This window comes from Hyphomonadaceae bacterium ML37 (assembly GCA_027627685.1).
Lineage (GTDB): Bacteria > Pseudomonadota > Alphaproteobacteria > Caulobacterales > Maricaulaceae > Oceanicaulis.
In genome coordinates this window covers 1,576,396-1,590,988 of sequence record CP091241.1, presented here as the reverse complement: position 1 = coordinate 1,590,988, position 14,593 = coordinate 1,576,396, and the positions used below count along the sequence as shown (strand labels likewise).

At 66.7% G+C, this 14,593-nt stretch carries 13 protein-coding genes; 4 read left to right on the top strand and 9 right to left on the bottom strand.

Going from position 1 to position 14,593, the window contains the following annotated elements; genetic code table 11:
• Window position 1: 1 nt before the first annotated feature.
• Complete coding sequence (locus tag L2D01_07790; protein WBQ08805.1) at window positions 2-436, bottom strand: helix-turn-helix domain-containing protein; 435 nt, start codon at window positions 434-436, stop codon at window positions 2-4.
• A 96-nt stretch (window positions 437-532) separates the two neighbouring features.
• Here L2D01_07790 and L2D01_07785 point away from each other — a divergent pair, with 96 nt between their 5' ends.
• Window positions 533-2,548, top strand: a complete 2,016-nt coding sequence (locus L2D01_07785) for a TonB-dependent receptor (GenBank protein WBQ08804.1) — start codon at window positions 533-535, stop codon at window positions 2,546-2,548.
• A 25-nt stretch (window positions 2,549-2,573) separates the two neighbouring features.
• Here the strand turns inward: L2D01_07785 and L2D01_07780 are convergent, their stop codons facing one another.
• The 4 genes from L2D01_07780 to L2D01_07765 all read right to left on the bottom strand — a co-directional run bounded on the left by L2D01_07780 (window position 2,574) and on the right by L2D01_07765 (window position 5,773).
• Window positions 2,574-3,221 carry a CoA transferase subunit B gene (locus L2D01_07780; GenBank protein ID WBQ08803.1) on the bottom strand — a complete coding sequence of 216 codons (648 nt, stop codon included), beginning with the start codon at window positions 3,219-3,221 and terminating at the stop codon, window positions 2,574-2,576.
• A gap of 68 nt (window positions 3,222-3,289) precedes the next feature.
• Window positions 3,290-3,772, bottom strand: a complete 483-nt coding sequence (locus L2D01_07775) for a hypothetical protein (protein ID WBQ08802.1) — start codon at window positions 3,770-3,772, stop codon at window positions 3,290-3,292.
• Window positions 3,773-3,887: 115 nt separating this feature from the next.
• The gene (locus L2D01_07770) at window positions 3,888-4,583 is read right to left on the bottom strand and encodes a CoA transferase subunit A (GenBank protein ID WBQ08801.1); all 696 of its coding nucleotides are present in this window, start codon (window positions 4,581-4,583) and stop codon (window positions 3,888-3,890) included.
• 86 nt (window positions 4,584-4,669) lie between these two features.
• The gene (locus L2D01_07765) at window positions 4,670-5,773 is read right to left on the bottom strand and encodes a CoA transferase (protein ID WBQ08800.1); all 1,104 of its coding nucleotides are present in this window, start codon (window positions 5,771-5,773) and stop codon (window positions 4,670-4,672) included.
• Between the two features lie 136 nt (window positions 5,774-5,909).
• Between L2D01_07765 and L2D01_07760 the strand changes: the two genes are divergently transcribed.
• On the top strand, window positions 5,910-7,163 hold the full coding sequence (locus tag L2D01_07760) for a hypothetical protein (protein ID WBQ08799.1): 1,254 nt from the start codon (window positions 5,910-5,912) through the stop codon (window positions 7,161-7,163).
• Here L2D01_07760 and mfd read toward each other — a convergent pair.
• The 3 genes from mfd to L2D01_07745 form a co-directional block, all read right to left on the bottom strand.
• The gene (gene mfd, locus L2D01_07755) at window positions 7,160-10,645 is read right to left on the bottom strand and encodes a transcription-repair coupling factor (GenBank protein WBQ08798.1); all 3,486 of its coding nucleotides are present in this window, start codon (window positions 10,643-10,645) and stop codon (window positions 7,160-7,162) included. The genes L2D01_07760 and mfd overlap by 4 nt on opposite strands.
• 110 nt (window positions 10,646-10,755) lie before the next feature.
• Entirely contained in the window at window positions 10,756-10,998 is a 243-nt protein-coding gene (locus tag L2D01_07750; GenBank protein WBQ08797.1) for a hypothetical protein, read from the bottom strand.
• Window positions 10,999-11,130: 132 nt separating this feature from the next.
• A complete protein-coding gene (locus L2D01_07745) occupies window positions 11,131-11,643 on the bottom strand; it encodes a porin family protein (protein ID WBQ08796.1) in 513 nt (170 codons plus the stop codon).
• Window positions 11,644-11,856: 213 nt separating this feature from the next.
• Here L2D01_07745 and nudC point away from each other — a divergent pair, with 213 nt between their 5' ends.
• Both nudC and L2D01_07735 read left to right on the top strand, forming a co-directional pair.
• Window positions 11,857-12,810: an NAD(+) diphosphatase gene (nudC, locus tag L2D01_07740; protein WBQ08795.1), complete on the top strand. Its 954-nt coding sequence runs from the start codon at window positions 11,857-11,859 to the stop codon at window positions 12,808-12,810.
• Window positions 12,811-12,927: 117 nt separating this feature from the next.
• Window positions 12,928-13,671, top strand: coding sequence for a cytochrome c family protein (locus tag L2D01_07735; GenBank protein WBQ08794.1), 744 nt, complete (start codon window positions 12,928-12,930; stop codon window positions 13,669-13,671).
• Between the two features lie 72 nt (window positions 13,672-13,743).
• On the opposite strand, the gene L2D01_07730 is transcribed toward L2D01_07735, so the two are convergent.
• The gene (locus L2D01_07730; protein WBQ08793.1) at window positions 13,744-14,577 is read right to left on the bottom strand and encodes a 50S ribosomal protein L11 methyltransferase; all 834 of its coding nucleotides are present in this window, start codon (window positions 14,575-14,577) and stop codon (window positions 13,744-13,746) included.
• Window positions 14,578-14,593 lie beyond the last annotated feature (16 nt).

Below are 14,593 nucleotides of genomic sequence, written 5' to 3'. Positions count from 1 at the left end.
CTTACCCGGCCAGATGTGACGCCTGATCCGGCTCGCCCGCAGCGGCGAGGGTTTCGGCCACCGCGCATTGCGCTCTCGTCGTCTTGCCACAAATGCGAAGCGAGGCTTCCAGCTGCGCCTCGATCTGGCGCAGATCGGCGATCTTGGCCCGCACCGTCTCCAGATGGCTTGAAGCCAGCTCATCGATCGCGCCGCATTCAGCCTGCCGGTCTTCGAGCAGATCGAGCAGGTTCGACACGGCGGCCAGCGAAAAGCCGAGACTGCGCCCGCGGCAGATGAAGCGCAGCCGCTCCTCCTGAGCGCGGGTGTAGGTGCGGTGTCCGCCCTCAGTGCGCACGGGCGCGGGCAGCAGGCCCAGCCGTTCGTAATAGCGGATCGTCACCACCTTGCAGCCGGTGCGGCGGGAGAGGTCTCCGATGGTCAGGGTCTCGTGCATGACAGGCTTGAACCTATAGCGGCTGTAGAAATTACGCTGCGCAGCGACTCGGTCGGCTGATGGCCGCACTGCCGCCTCAAGACGGGGATTGATCGCATGACACCGCGCTTTTGCCTACCGGCCCGCCCACGCCGGGCGCTTATCCTGGCCGCAGGCGCCGCCAGCGTTGCGCTGTGCCCCCTCGCCGCTACGCCCGCCGTCGCCGCCAGCCCGCACGATGAGCACGGCGCCCATGAAGGAGACACCATCACGGTCAGCGCCACACGATCACGCCGCCGCGTGCAGGATGATCCCATCCGCGTCGAGGTGATCGGGCGCGAGGAGATTGAAGAAAAGATCATCATGTCGCCGGGCAATATCTCGGTGCTGCTGGCCGAGACCGGCGGGCTTTGGGTGCAGGCGAGCTCCGCCGCGCTGGGGTCGGCGGGCATCCGCGTTCAGGGCATGAGCGAGCGTTACACCCTTCTGCTCGCCGACGGGTTGCCGCTCTATGGCGGCCAGGCGGGCTCCATCGGCCTGTTGCAGATCCCGCCCACCGATCTGGCGCGGGTGGAGATCATCAAGGGCTCCGCCTCGGCGCTGTATGGCGGATCGGCGCTGGGCGGGGTGATCAATCTGATCACCCGGCGCCCGGGCGATGCGCGCGACGGCGAAATCCTGATCAATCTCACCAGCGAGCGGGGTGCGGACATCACCACCTATGCCGCCGCGCCTCTACCGGGCGGCTGGGGCTATTCGGTCACGGGCGGCGGCCACTGGCAGGATGTGCGCGATCTGGACGGGTCAGGCTGGGCGGATATTCCATCCTATGAGCGCTATACGCTGCGCCCGCGCCTGTTCTGGGATCGGGCCGCCGGCGGCGGCGCCCTGTTCACATTTGGCTACGCTCAGGAAACGCGCAGCGGCGGGACCCTGCCCGGCCGCACTGTACCCGATGGCGATCCGTTCGCGCTGGGCCTGGACACCCAGCGCCTCGACGCCGGGTTCAGCCTGGATCTGCCGATTGGCGAGGATCTGGACTTTGGCGTGCGGGCCTCCGCCATGGCGGCGGACCACCGTCACCAGTTCGGCGCTCGGATCGAACGCGACCGGCGCCGCACCCTGTTTGGCGAAGCGACCCTCGCCTGGTCCCATGACGGGCACAGCCTGGTGGGCGGGGTGGCGGTACAGGCCGATGCCCTGGACACTGACGATTTTCCAAGCCTGGACTACAGCTTCACCGTGCCCGGCGTGTTCATTCAATATGATCGCGAATTGACGCAAGACCTTACGGTGTCCGGCAGCCTGCGCGCGGATTCCCACAGCGAATATGGCGACTTCCTCAGCCCGCGCCTGTCAGTGCTGTGGCGCCCGGGCGTCTGGACGCTGCGGGCGTCAGCCGCACAAGGCTTCTTCGCGCCCAGCCCCTTCATTGGCGCGATCGAGGAAACCGGCCTGTCGCGCCTTGATCCCCTGACAGGTCTCGAGGCCGAAAGGGCAGAGAGCCTGTCCTTCGATATCGGGCGCCAGTTCGGGCCGGTTGAAGCCAATATCATTGGATTCCAGACACGCGTGACCGACGAGGCTTTGCTGATCCCCACCGGCGCGGTCATGCTCGATGGCACGAACCGGCTGCGCATCGTCAATTCACCGGGCGAGACCGAGACGCGTGGCGGCGAGTTCCTGCTGCGCTATCGCTATGAGCACTACGTGGTGACGGCGAGCTATATGTACACGCACTCGGACGCGCGCGATCCGGTCACCGGCCAGCGCCGCGAGACGCCGCTGACGCCGCGCCATTCGGCCGGCATGGTCGCCATGTGGGAAGATCATGATCGCGGCCGGATCGGGTTCGAGGCCTACTACACCGGCGGTCAGGCGCTGGAAGACAACCCCTACCGCGCCCGCTCGCGGCCCTTCGTCAACATGGGCGTCCTGGCCGAGTGGCGCGTGGGCCGGTTCAGCGTGTTCGGCAATGCCGAGAACATCCTCGACATCCGCCAGAGCCGCTACGACCCGCTGGTGCGCCCCGCGCGCGGATCAGACGGACGCTGGACCGTCGACGCCTGGGCACCCACGGACGGATTTGTCTTCAATGGCGGGGTCCGCGTGCGCTTCGGGGCGGCGCAGTGAGGCGGGCGTTGAGGCGGAGACGGCGCTAGGCCCTCACGCCTTCCTTCACCCGGAATTTCGCTTCGGTCTGGGCCTCGATCTGATCCAGCGTGACGCCGGGGGCCATTTCGATCAGCTCCAGCCCGCCCTCGACCACATCAAACACGCCCAGCGTGGTGATGATGCGGTCGACGCACGCCTTGCCGGTGAGCGGCAGGGAGCATTCCTTCAGGAGCTTGGGTTCGCCGGCCTTGTTGGCGTGATCCATGATGACCACGACGCGCTGCACGCCGGCCACCAGGTCCATGGCGCCGCCCATGCCCTTGACCATCTTGCCCGGGATCATCCAGTTGGCGATGTCGCCTTTTTCCGAAACCTCCATGGCCCCCAGGATGGACAGGTCGATATGGCCGCCGCGGATCATGCCGAAGCTTTCCGCCGAGCTGAAATAGCTGGTGTGGGCGAGCTCTGTGATGGTCTGCTTGCCGGCATTGATCAGGTCGGGGTCCACCTCGTTCTCACGCGGGAACGGCCCCATGCCCAGCATGCCGTTCTCCGACTGCAAGGTGACATCCATCCCGTCGGGAATGTGGTTGGCCACCAGCGTCGGAATGCCGATGCCCAGATTCACATAGAAGCCATCCTGCAGCTCCCTGGCGGCGCGTTCGGCGAGCTCGTCGCGGGTCCAGGCCATGGTCATCTCCTTATGCGGGCGGGCGGCCAATGGACCGCTCGGGTGAAACGTACAGTTCAGGCCGCGCGTTACTGCGACGCCCCGCGCAAAGCGGCAGCCGCCTCGCGGTTATCCTGCGGCAGGTCGCGCCCGCCGGCGCGGGCCCGGTCGAGCTGGATACGCAGCGCCAGATCGCGCGCCGCCTGCTCGTTCGGGACAATATAGAGGTTCTCAGTGCGGCACATGCGCGTGCCCGACCGCACCGTGCGCGGGGCGCACAGCGCCGCGCTGGCGGGCAGGACGCGGCGGCCCACATCGAGCATGCGGCAGGAGTTTTCAAATTCGATGAGCACGCTGCGCGCCTGACCGCTCACCTCCACCCAGTGGAAGCGCTGGTCATAGACATCGTCGGTCAGCCACGCTTCACGGCGGAAATCATTCGGCGCGTTGAGGCAGCGCTCCTCGACTTTCACGGATGCAGGATCGATTTCGAGGTAATCGGCGTCCAACGCGCTTGCGGGCGCGGACATCATGGCGGCGGCGAGAGCGGCCAGACAGGTCAGGGATCGCATGTGCGCATCACTCCTCATCAGCGTTGTCAGCCCCGTCATCATGATAGTGCAAAAACCCACGGATCGCTGCTTTTGAATTGTGACAACTGCGCCCGGGCGGGCGTCAGGCGCCCCCTCAGGTGCGCACTGTGCGCTGCTCGATGCGCTTCTCGTGGCTGCCCTTGATCAGGCGCTGCACGAAAATGCCCGGCGTGTGGATGGCGTCGGAATCGAGCTCGCCCGCCTCCACGATCTCCTCCACCTCCGCGACGGTCACCTTGCCGGCGGTGGCCATCATCGGATTGAAGTTCCGCGCAGTCTTGCGATAGATCAGATTGCCCGCCGTGTCGGCCTTCCAGGCTTTGACCAGGGAGACGTCGGCGACGAGGCCGGTCTCCATGATATAGGTCTCGCCGTGGAACTCCTTGTGTTCCTTGCCTTCAGCCACCAGCGTGCCGACGCCGGTCTTGGTGTAGAAGCCGGGAATGCCCGCACCGCCAGCGCGGATGCGTTCGGCCAGCGTGCCCTGGGGGTTGAATTCCAGATCCAGCTCGCCGGACAGGTATTGTTTTTCGAACGTCTTGTTCTCACCCACATAGGAGGAGATCATTTTCCTGATCTGGCGGGTGTGCAGCAAAAGCCCGAGCCCGAAATCATCTACCCCGGCATTGTTGGAGATGACGGTCAGATCGGTCACGCCGCTGTCGCGCAGGGCCGTGATCAGGTTCTCCGGGATGCCGCACAGGCCGAACCCGCCCGCCATCAGCGTCATGCCGTCAAACAGCAGGCCATCGAGCGCAGACGCCGCATCGGGATAGATCTTGTCAGCCACCGGGGAACTCCCTTGGATCAGAATTTCAACGCCCGTTTAAACGTGTGGGCGGGTTATAGCGCGTGCGCCGCAAAACGCCAGTAGGCTTAGCCCAGCGCACCCCCCGCTTTCAATGCGGCGATCTCACCGGCGCTGAACCCCCAGCTGTCCAGAACCGTTTCGGTATCCGCGCCGGGTTTGGGCGCAGGGCCCTGAATGGCGCCCGGCGTGCGCGAGAAGCGCGGCGCGGGCGCGGCCTGCATCACCCCGTCCACATCTTCGAACACGCCGCGCGCCTGCATGTGGGGATGGCCGCGGGCCTCATGGATGTCGAGCACCGGCGCAAAACACGCGTCCGCGCCTTCCAGAAGCGCCGTCCAGTGGTCGCGCGGCTGGCTGGCGAACGTATCGGTCAGAAGCTGGCGCATGGCCGGCCATTGCGCGGCGTCAAACTGAATGGCGACCGCCGGATGGTCTTTCAGCCCCAGCTTGCCGATCAGCAGGGCGTAGAACTCCGGCTCCAGCGGGGCGACGGACACGAACTTGCCGTCGGCGCAGCGATACGTGTCGTAGAACGGCGCCCCGCCATCAAGCAGGTTTTCTCCCCGCGGCGCACTCCACAGCCCCATGGCCGACAGCTGGTGGACAGCGGCCAACAGGTGCGTGGCTCCATCGACGATGGCGGCATCCACCACCTGCCCCTGCCCGCTGGCGCGCGCATGGTGCAGCGCCGCCAGGACACCAACGGCCAGATACATCGACCCGCCGCCGAAATCGCCCACCACATTGATCGGCGGCACGGGACGTTCCTTGGGTCCGATCGCGTCGAGCGCGCCGGTGATCGCAATGTAATTGAGGTCGTGGCCCGCAGCATGGGCCAGCGGGCCGTGTTGGCCCCAGCCGGTCATGCGGCCATAGACCAGCTTGGGGTTGGCCTTCAGGCAGACATCCGGACCCAGCCCCAGACGCTCCATCACGCCGGGGCGATATCCCTCCAGCAGGATATCGGCCGAGGTGAGAAGTTTTAGGCAAGCCTCGACAGCATCAGGCTTCTTCAGATTGAACGCGACGCTGCGCCGGCCCCGCGCCAGCACCTCGGCCGGACCGCCTCCACCGGCGCCGGGCCGGTCGATGCGCACCACCTCCGCGCCCAGATCCGACAGCAGCATGGCGCAGAAGGGTGCAGGGCCCAGGCCGACAAACTCGATCACTTTAACGCCGTACAAAGGCCCTTGTGCTTTGTTCTGTCGGGGCATTCTTTCGTCCGGGTCTGAGAAGTCAGGAAAACGGGTTGTGGCGCCGAAGCTGGACAGACACAATACACTCGGAACAATCCGTGGGGGGAGCATGGGCCGGGCGTATTCGATCCTGGTGATTGCCGAGGGCGACGCCGCCATTGAGGCGGCCGCCGGTCTGCGGTCCATGGGCTTCAATGTCACCATGGCCGGGCCGGACAACGCGGCGCAATCGCATGCGTTCGAGGCGGTCGTCTCTTTCAGCCCGGTGCGCGCCAGCGACATTGCCGACCGAATTCATCTGGCTGTGGGCGCCCATGCCGCCTCCGGCGCAGGCGCGCGATTGCAGGCGGGCGCCCACCCCATCCAGATCGCCGCACGTTTGCGCGCACTGATCCGTCTGAGCGTGCTGGAAGACGCCGCCCGCCTGCGCGCCGAGGATGCGCGCGCCGCCGGAGCCGCGCCCACCGCCATGCCGACCGCATCTGACGGCGGCGGCGTGTTATTCGTCGGCGCGCCCTGCCCCGGCTTCCTGCGACTGGAGCATGCGCTGCGCGGCGCCAATGTGGAGACGGTGGCGGCTTTCTCGACATTCACCGCGTTCGACTATCTCCATGAACGCCCGTTTGACGCCGTGGTGCTCAACGCCGAGCCCGATCCCGATCTGGCCCACACGGTCTGCTCGGCCATGCGCCGCAATACGCGGCTGTATCATACCCCGGCGGTCCTGCTGACGCGCAGCGATTCCTATGGCGGCGCGGACGAGGCGTTTGCGCGCGGGGCGTCGGACCTGGTGTCGGCGCGCGCGGACGATCAGGATATGCGCACTCGGATCACGGCGCTCGCCGCCGAGCGCCGCCGGCGCCGGCGGGCCAAGACTTTGCTGGAAGCCTGCCGCGCGCCCGCCTTCCTCGATACCCACAGCGATCTGTTCGAGTCGGCCTTTGGCGAACGTCATTTGAACTCCCTGCTGACGCGCGCCCATCATCGCGGCCAGGCGCTGGCGCTGGTGGGGCTGACCGCCGAGGCGCCGTCCGATTGCGGACCGGTTCACGCCACATCCGCACTCAACCAGTTTGCGGCCATGCTGCGCCATTGTGTGCGCGCCGAGGACCTGGCCGTCCGCCAGGGACCGGGACAATTCTGGCTGGCTTTGCCAAACACCCGCGCCGAAGACGCCCAGCTGGTCGCCGCGCGCGTGGCCGCCATCGCCGAATGCACCGCCTATGAGGGCCGCGACCCGTTGCGTCCTTTCCGCCTGGATGTACGCAGCCAGGTCTGTGAGCCGCCGGCCGGCGCAGACGCAGACGCCGCCCTCGCGCTGGCCTTCGCACCTGAACACGCCGCCCGAGCCGCCACAGGCTAGGCGGCGTCGCGCGCGCGCCTGGCCGCATCCGCGATGGGCGCCAGCAGGCGCTGCACGCCTTTCAGCCGGTCAATGATTTCCGGGAAATCGCCGCGCAGCACGATCGAATTATCCGGGCGCAGCTTGTAGTCCAGCGGCCGGCGCGTCATCAGATCCACCAGAGCGGCCGGGTCGGCGAAGGCATGCTCGCGGAAGGTCGCCACCGCGCCTTTGGGTCCGGCGTCGAGCTTGGCCACGCCCGCGCGCTTGCACAGGCCCTTGATGGCGACCACCTGCATCAGGCTCTCCACTTCTTCGGGCAGCGGGCCGAACCGGTCGATCAGCTCGGCGGCGAAGCCTTCGCGTTCGGCCTTGGTCTCCAGCCCGGACAGACGGCGGTAGAGCGCCATGCGCACGTCCAGATCGGGCACGTAATGGTCCGGGATCAGCACCGCCGCGCCGACATTGATCGCCGGCGACCAGTCGCGATTGTCTTCCGGGGTCTGGCCCTGCAGCGAGGCGACGGCCTCTTCAAGCATGGCCTGATAGAGCTCCACGCCCACATCGCGGATATGGCCCGACTGCTCCTCGCCCAGCAGATTGCCGCCGCCGCGCAGGTCCAGGTCATGGCTCGCCAGCGTGAAGCCCGCGCCCAGATTGTCCAGCGACTGCAATACCTTGAGCCTTTTATCTGCGCCCTCGGTCATGGACTGGTTGGCCGGGGTGGTGAGGTAGGCGTAGGCGCGCGCCTTGGACCGCCCCACCCGTCCGCGCAGCTGGTACAGCTGGGCCAGGCCGAACCGGTCGGAGCGGTGGACGATCAGCGTGTTGGCGGTGGGGATGTCGATGCCGGATTCCACGATGGAGGTGGACACCAGAACATCGTACCGGCCCTCATAGAAGGCCGTCATGATGTCTTCCAGCTGGCTGGCCGCCATCTGGCCGTGAGCGACCGTGAAGCTGACCTCCGGCACCTGCTCGCGCATGAAGGTGGCGATCTCGTCGAGATCGGCGATGCGCGGCGCCACGAAGAAGCTCTGCCCGCCCCGGTAGCGCTCACGCAGCAGCGCCTCGCGCACGGTCACCGGATCAAACGGTGTCACATAGGTGCGCACCGCCAGCCGATCGACGGGCGGCGTGGCGATGATGGTCAGATCGCGGATGCCCGACATGGCCAGCTGCAGCGTGCGCGGGATGGGCGTGGCGGTGAGCGTGAGCACGTGCACGTCGGTGCGCAGCTCTTTCAGGCGCTCCTTGTGCTTGACCCCGAAATGCTGCTCCTCATCGATGATCATCAGGCCCAGCGACTTGAAATCGATGGTCTTGGCCAGCAGGGCGTGGGTGCCCACAACGATGTCGCAGCGCCCTTCGGCGAGATCTTTGCGCGTCAGCGCGGCGTCCTTCGCGGGCACCAGACGCGAGAGCTGGCGCACCTGCACCGGCCAGCCGCGGAAGCGCTCGGCGAAAGTGGCGTAGTGCTGGCGCGCCAGGAGTGTGGTGGGCGTGACCACCGCCACCTGACGCCCGCTCATGGCGGTGATGAAGGCGGCGCGCAGCGCGACTTCTGTCTTGCCAAACCCCACATCGCCGCAGATCAGCCGGTCCATGGGACGGCCTTTCTTCAGGTCCTCGAATACATCTTCGATGGCGCTGAGCTGGTCGTCGGTTTCAGCAAACGGGAAGCGCGCGGCAAACTCGTCATACAGGCCGGACGGCGCCTCGATCACCTCGGCGTCGCGGGCATTGCGCGCCGCGGCGATGCGGATGAGCTGATCGGCCATGTCGCGCAGGCGCTTTTTGGCCTTGGCCTTGCGCGCCTGCCAGGCCGCGCCGCCCAGCCGGTCCAGCTGCGCGGTCTCGCTGTCCGCGCCATAGCGCGACAACAGCTCGATATTCTCCACCGGCAGGTAGAGCCGGGACTCCCCGGCATATTCCAGTTCCAGGCAGTCATGGGGCGCCCCGGTCACGCTCAGCGTCTTGAGGCCCATATAGCGCCCCAGGCCATGATCGGCGTGGATGACCAGATCGCCCGGCGTGAGCGCGCCGGCCTCGGCGATGACATCGCTGGCCTTGCGCCGCTTGCGCGGCCGGGCGAGCCGGTCGCCCAGAACGTCCTGCTCGGAAATGACCACGAAATCGGGCGTCTCAAACCCGTGCTCCAGCGGCATGATGATGCGCGCAATGGCCTTGCCGGACAGACGCAAGGCGTCGCCCCAGCTGCCCACGGCTTGAACCGGCGACAGTCCGTGCTCGCCCAGCACGCCACCCAGACGTTCCGACGCGCCCTCGCTCCAGCTGGCGAACAGGACGCGTTTACCGGTCTGACGCACACTGGCCGCATGGCGCGCGGCGGCCTCGAAGACGTTCTGATCGCCCTGACGCTCGGCGGCGAAGCTGCGGCCCTGCTTGCCGCCCGCGTCGATCACGTGCTCGCCGGGCTCCTGGAAACTGGTGAACCGGCGCACCGTGCGCGCGCCCAGCGCCGCCTCCCACTCGTCTTCATCCAGGAACATGGCTTTGGGCTCGATGGCGCGATAGGCCGGCGCGCCCATGGCCCCGGCCCCGGATTTCTGCGCCTCCTGGCGGGCCTCGTAATAGTCACGGACCAGTTCCAGCCGCTCTTCCAGCGCTGGCCGCGCCAGCGAATCGAGGCCGATCAGCGCGTCCTCGCCGGGATAGTCAAAGACCGTATCAAGATGCTCGTGGAACAGGGGCAGCCAGTGCTCGGCTCCGGCCGGTCGGGCGCCAGCGCTGACTGCGTCATAGACAATATCGCCCGACCCGGCCGCGCCGAAGCGCTTCAGGAAACCGGTGCGAAACCGCGAAATCGCCGCGGCGTCCAGCAGCACTTCGCTGACCGGCGTGAACCGCACGGCCTTGAGCTGACGGGTGGTGCGCTGGGTTTCGGGATCGAACGCCCGCACGCTTTCCAGACTGTCGCCAAAGAAATCCAGGCGCACCGGCTCGGACGCATCGGCGGGAAACACGTCTATCACGCCCCCGCGCACGGCGTAGTCGCCGCGCTCGGTCACGGTGGCGGCGCGCACATAGCCGTTCATGGTCAGGTGCGTTTTGAGCACCTCGCTGTCGAGTGTCTCGCCCGGACGGGCAGACAGGCCGCCGCCCGCCATTGCGTCGCGCGGCGCGCAGCGCTGGACCATGGCGTTGACTGTAGTGATCACCAGAAGCGGGCTGTCATCGGGGGAGCGCTGGGCCAGGCGGTGTAGCGCTCCTGCCCGGCGCGCGGCGGTGCGCGGGCTGGGGCTGATCCGGTCATAGGGCTGGCAGTCCCAGGCCGGCAGGCGCAGCCGGTCAAGATCAGGCGCAAAGAACCGCACCGCTGCATCGAACGCGCTGGCGCGCGCCTCGTCCGCCGCGATGTAAAGCCCCAGCCCTCCGCGGGCCCGCAGCGCATCACAAAAGATCAGCGCATCAAATCCGTCCGGCGCACCACAGACTGTCAGCGCACCCGGGGTGCGGGCAATACGGTCAAGATCATTCAAGGAGCGGCCCTTCCAGAACGCCAACGGGTCCGCGGGACGAATATTCGCCCCCGGGTCAAGGCAGGTTGTTCAAGCCCCAGCCTGCGCGCAGGTCAAGACGCGAGGCGCGTTTATAGCTCGCAAGCCTCACGCAGAAAGGCCGCGTGCTGATCAAGGATGACTACCATGCGCCAGTCTGCGCCCTCGGCGACCAGGCGCTCGCGCCAGTGGCCGATCACGGTCTCCTGGGTCATCAGCCAGTCACGCACAGAATCGGACAGGGGGCTCGGCCCGGGGCCGCGCGCCGGCCCTGCCCGCTGAGCCAGGCTGCGCGGGCCGGGAAAGGCGATGACCTGGGCGCTGGCATGAGGCATGGCGAGTCCTTCTGGCGTTCCGGGATCGCCATCTTGCGACTCACTCGCATTCGCGTCAAGCGCAGGGCCGCAAAAAGCCCCTACGCCGCAGCGCAGGGGCCTTCATGCCACGATCAGCCGGGCGGTTTCGACCTAGAAGCGGCGGACGTAGCCGATCGACCACACGTTCCCTTCGCCTTCGAAGTCGTAACGGGTGTAGTCAAAACGGACCGCATTCGGGCCGGAGAACGCCCATTCGGCGCCCGCGCCGTAGGCCAGGCCGTCAGCATCGTCCTGAATGGTCAGGCCGGCTGCGGACGCGTCAAACTCAGCCCAAGCATAGCCGGCGCGAGCAAATACGGAGAACTGCTCGGACACCGGGAACTGCAGCTTGCCGAAGCCGGCGACGCCGTAGTTCAGGCCCACGTCAGCGGTCAGACCGCCGCCGATGTTCACTTCATCATCCTGAACGCCGATCTGGCCTTCGGCCTCAACGCCGAAGAATTCGGTCACGTCGAACCCGCCACGCAGGTAGATGGCGTTGAAGTTCGCGCCGTCAGCGTCGTAATGGGCGACGCCGCCGCCGATGTGGGAGCGACCGTCTTGAGCCGAGGCGCCCGCCGCGAAAACCAGCGCTGCGACCGTGGAGAGGAGAATCGTTTTCATGAGTTGTTGTCCTTGTTGTTAGAGCCGGAACGCGTCTGGCTCGCCACAAGACAAACGCTTCAGCCCGAATTCCCGCAAGCGGCTCGGTGAGCAGATACCGTCAGTCGCACTCGAGCGTTGCGAACAAAATACGCACACCGGCGAAAGTGTGGCTGAAGATGGGTAAATGTGGCGCCACAACGACCAAAAAGGCCATTATATTTCAAACAGTTAATGAACCAGCGGCAAGGTGCGCCGCCCGACCTTGATCTGGCCGAATCTCCCCAACCGCGCTACATGGCCCGCATGCGCTTGACCTTCACTGATTCCCTCCTCGACCATGCCGGCTTGCAGCGGGCGAACCCCAACTGGATGGCGCAGCAGCATGTGCACGCCGAGGGCCGCGCGGTTCTGTTCGCCGGGGGCTCGATTGCTCTGGCGGATGACGGCGCGCCGCTGGTTCTGCCGGCGGGTATCGCCTCCGGCCTGGCGCTGAAATGGCCCGGCCTGATCTTCATCGGCCTGCAAAACGGCGCGCCCTGGTTTGCTGGCGCGCTGGAAAACGGCGTTGCCGAGCGCGGCCCGGATTTCCGCATGACGGCCATGCAGTTGGCGCCGGAGCTGGCTTGCGTCTTCGGGCGGGCCCGCTCCATCCTCATGTGGTCCGGGCGCAGGCGTTTTTGCTCCAATTGCGGTTCGAAGAACGAGTTCTTCGACGGCGGGCTTCGCCTGACCTGCCCGTCCTGCGGTATGGAGCATTATCCGCGCACCGATCCGTCGATTATCCTGCTGCCCTATTCGGGTGACCGGTGTGTAATGGGCCGCCAGCCCAGCTGGCCGCCAGGCATGTACGCAACACTCGCCGGCTTCGTGGAGCCGGGCGAAACGCTCGAGGCGGCCTGTGCGCGCGAAACGGCCGAAGAAGTGCACCTCAAAGTGCTCAGCACCGAATACGTCGCCAACCAGCCCTGGCCCTTCCCTTCCGCGCTAATGATCGGCTTTCTGGCCGAAGTCGAAGACGGCGAGGTGCAGCCGGACGATGACCTGGAAGACGCCCGGTGGTTCACCCGCGACGAGGTGCGCGAGCTCTATGACGGTGCGATGGCCAACTGGGCGCCGCGACACTTCTCCATCTCCAGATTGCTCATCGAGCGCTGGCTCGGCCGCGATGATGGCGCGACCCTGTGACGCGTCCGCGCCGGGGCTGCATGGGGTACATGGAACAGGCGTGTGTACCGGTTGCTTCGCCGGGCGGGGCGTGTCAAACACCCGGCCCGTAATCATTGAAATCTCTCGAGGGCGCTGATGGGCGATCTTTTCTTCAACAAGGTGGCGGGTGTGATCCTCGCCGTGGCCCTGTTCATGATGGCGCTGGGCGAATTGTCCAACATCGTATTTGGCGGTGGCGACAACGCTGAGCTCGCCTATCCGATCGATCTCTCGGCGCTCCAAACGTCTGCCCCCGCTGCAGAAGAGCCCAGCGGCCCGGTCGATTTCGGCGTGCTGCTGGCGAGCGCCGACCTGTCGGCCGGCGAGCGCGTAGCGCGCCGCTGCGCGGCCTGCCACACCTTCAATGAAGGCGGCGCGAACGGCACCGGCCCCAATCTGTGGGGCGTGATGGGCCGCGGCGTCGCGGAGGTGGCGGGCTTCAACTATTCGGGCGCCATGACTGAATACGGTTCGGGCGGCACGCGCTGGCTGTTCGAGAACATGTACGAGTATCTGGAAAACCCGCGCGGCTATGTCCCGGGCACGTCCATGAGCTTTGCGGGTCTTCGCAGCCAGGATGACCGCATCAACGTGATCGCCTACATGCGCAGCCAGGATAACGATCCTCTGGCCCTGCCCGACCCGCTTGCCGAGGCCGCGGCGGGCGAAGACGACGTGGCGGACGCCGAGGCTGAGGCTGCGGCAAATTCGCAAGAGGTCATGCCTGACCCGGCTGAGGACGCCGCGGAAGATGCTGGCGAAGCCCCCGCAGACGAAGAGGCGCCGTCCGAGGATGATGCTGAAGCAGAACCTGCGGACGAGGACGGCGGCGAGCTCTAGGCGTTGCTGATACAAAGACGACAAGGCGCGCGCTGTACAGCGCGCGCCTTTTTCGTGTCCGGCGGCCAGCGTTCAGGCGCGGAAAACCAGAATGGTCCAGCCATCCAGCGAGTGCGTGGTGGATGGGGTCAGACCGGCGGCCAGGTAGGCCTCAGACACGCGCTCTGCCTGCTCGTCCAGCAGTCCGGCGAGAATCAACCGCCCGCCGGGGGCCAGGTGTGCGGCGGTCTGCTGAGCCAGCGTGATCAGCGGACCGGCCAGGATATTGGCGAAGATCAGGTCGAACCGCCGCCCGTCGAACACCGGATGGTCATAGCCATCGGCCTCAATCGACTCGATCTGCGGCCCCACGCTGTTCTTCTGCGCATTGACCAGCGTTTCGGCGACAGATTCGGCATCAATGTCCGTGGCGATGATCTGCGCGCCGGGCCACAGCCTGGCCGCGGCGATGGCCAGCAGGCCGGAGCCCGCGCCCAGATCCAGAACACTCTCGGGTGTGAACCCCTCGCGCTCGATCACGTCCACGGCCTCAAGGCAGCCGCGCGTCGTGGCGTGATGTCCGGTCCCGAAGGCCGGACCGGCTTCGACCTCCAGACCGATGCAGCCCGGCGCCAGATCCGCCGCCGCGTGGGCGCCGTACACTGCGAACCGCCCCGCCCGCACCAGCGGCAGACCTTTCAGCGATAGCGCGACCCAGTCTTCTTCGGGCAGCGGCGCGATGTGGACGGTGATGGAAGCCGCATCCAGCCCCTGCGTCGCGGCCATGGCCTCGGCAGCCTTCACCGTCTCGCACAGAATATCGAGGCGCCCCGCTGTTTCCGATCCATCCTCGAACAGCGACCAGCTCAGCGCCAGCGGCTCGGGGACGGCGTCCAGCGCGGCCAGAACCGGACGCAACGCGGTCATGGACCCACGCGCTTCA

Bases quoted from the DNA above. Each gene is read 5' to 3' on its own strand.
- L2D01_07790 (WBQ08805.1), bottom strand. From the start codon at position 436: ATGCACGAGACCCTGACCATCGGAGACCTCTCCCGCCGCACCGGCTGC.
- L2D01_07785 (WBQ08804.1), top strand. From the start codon at position 533: ATGACACCGCGCTTTTGCCTACCGGCCCGCCCACGCCGGGCGCTTATC.
- L2D01_07780 (WBQ08803.1), bottom strand. From the start codon at position 3,221: ATGGCCTGGACCCGCGACGAGCTCGCCGAACGCGCCGCCAGGGAGCTG.
- L2D01_07775 (WBQ08802.1), bottom strand. From the start codon at position 3,772: ATGCGATCCCTGACCTGTCTGGCCGCTCTCGCCGCCGCCATGATGTCC.
- L2D01_07760 (WBQ08799.1), top strand. From the start codon at position 5,910: ATGGGCCGGGCGTATTCGATCCTGGTGATTGCCGAGGGCGACGCCGCC.
- L2D01_07750 (WBQ08797.1), bottom strand. From the start codon at position 10,998: ATGCCTCATGCCAGCGCCCAGGTCATCGCCTTTCCCGGCCCGCGCAGC.
- L2D01_07745 (WBQ08796.1), bottom strand. From the start codon at position 11,643: ATGAAAACGATTCTCCTCTCCACGGTCGCAGCGCTGGTTTTCGCGGCG.
- nudC (WBQ08795.1), top strand. From the start codon at position 11,857: ATGAACCAGCGGCAAGGTGCGCCGCCCGACCTTGATCTGGCCGAATCT.
- L2D01_07735 (WBQ08794.1), top strand. From the start codon at position 12,928: ATGGGCGATCTTTTCTTCAACAAGGTGGCGGGTGTGATCCTCGCCGTG.
- L2D01_07730 (WBQ08793.1), bottom strand. From the start codon at position 14,577: ATGACCGCGTTGCGTCCGGTTCTGGCCGCGCTGGACGCCGTCCCCGAG.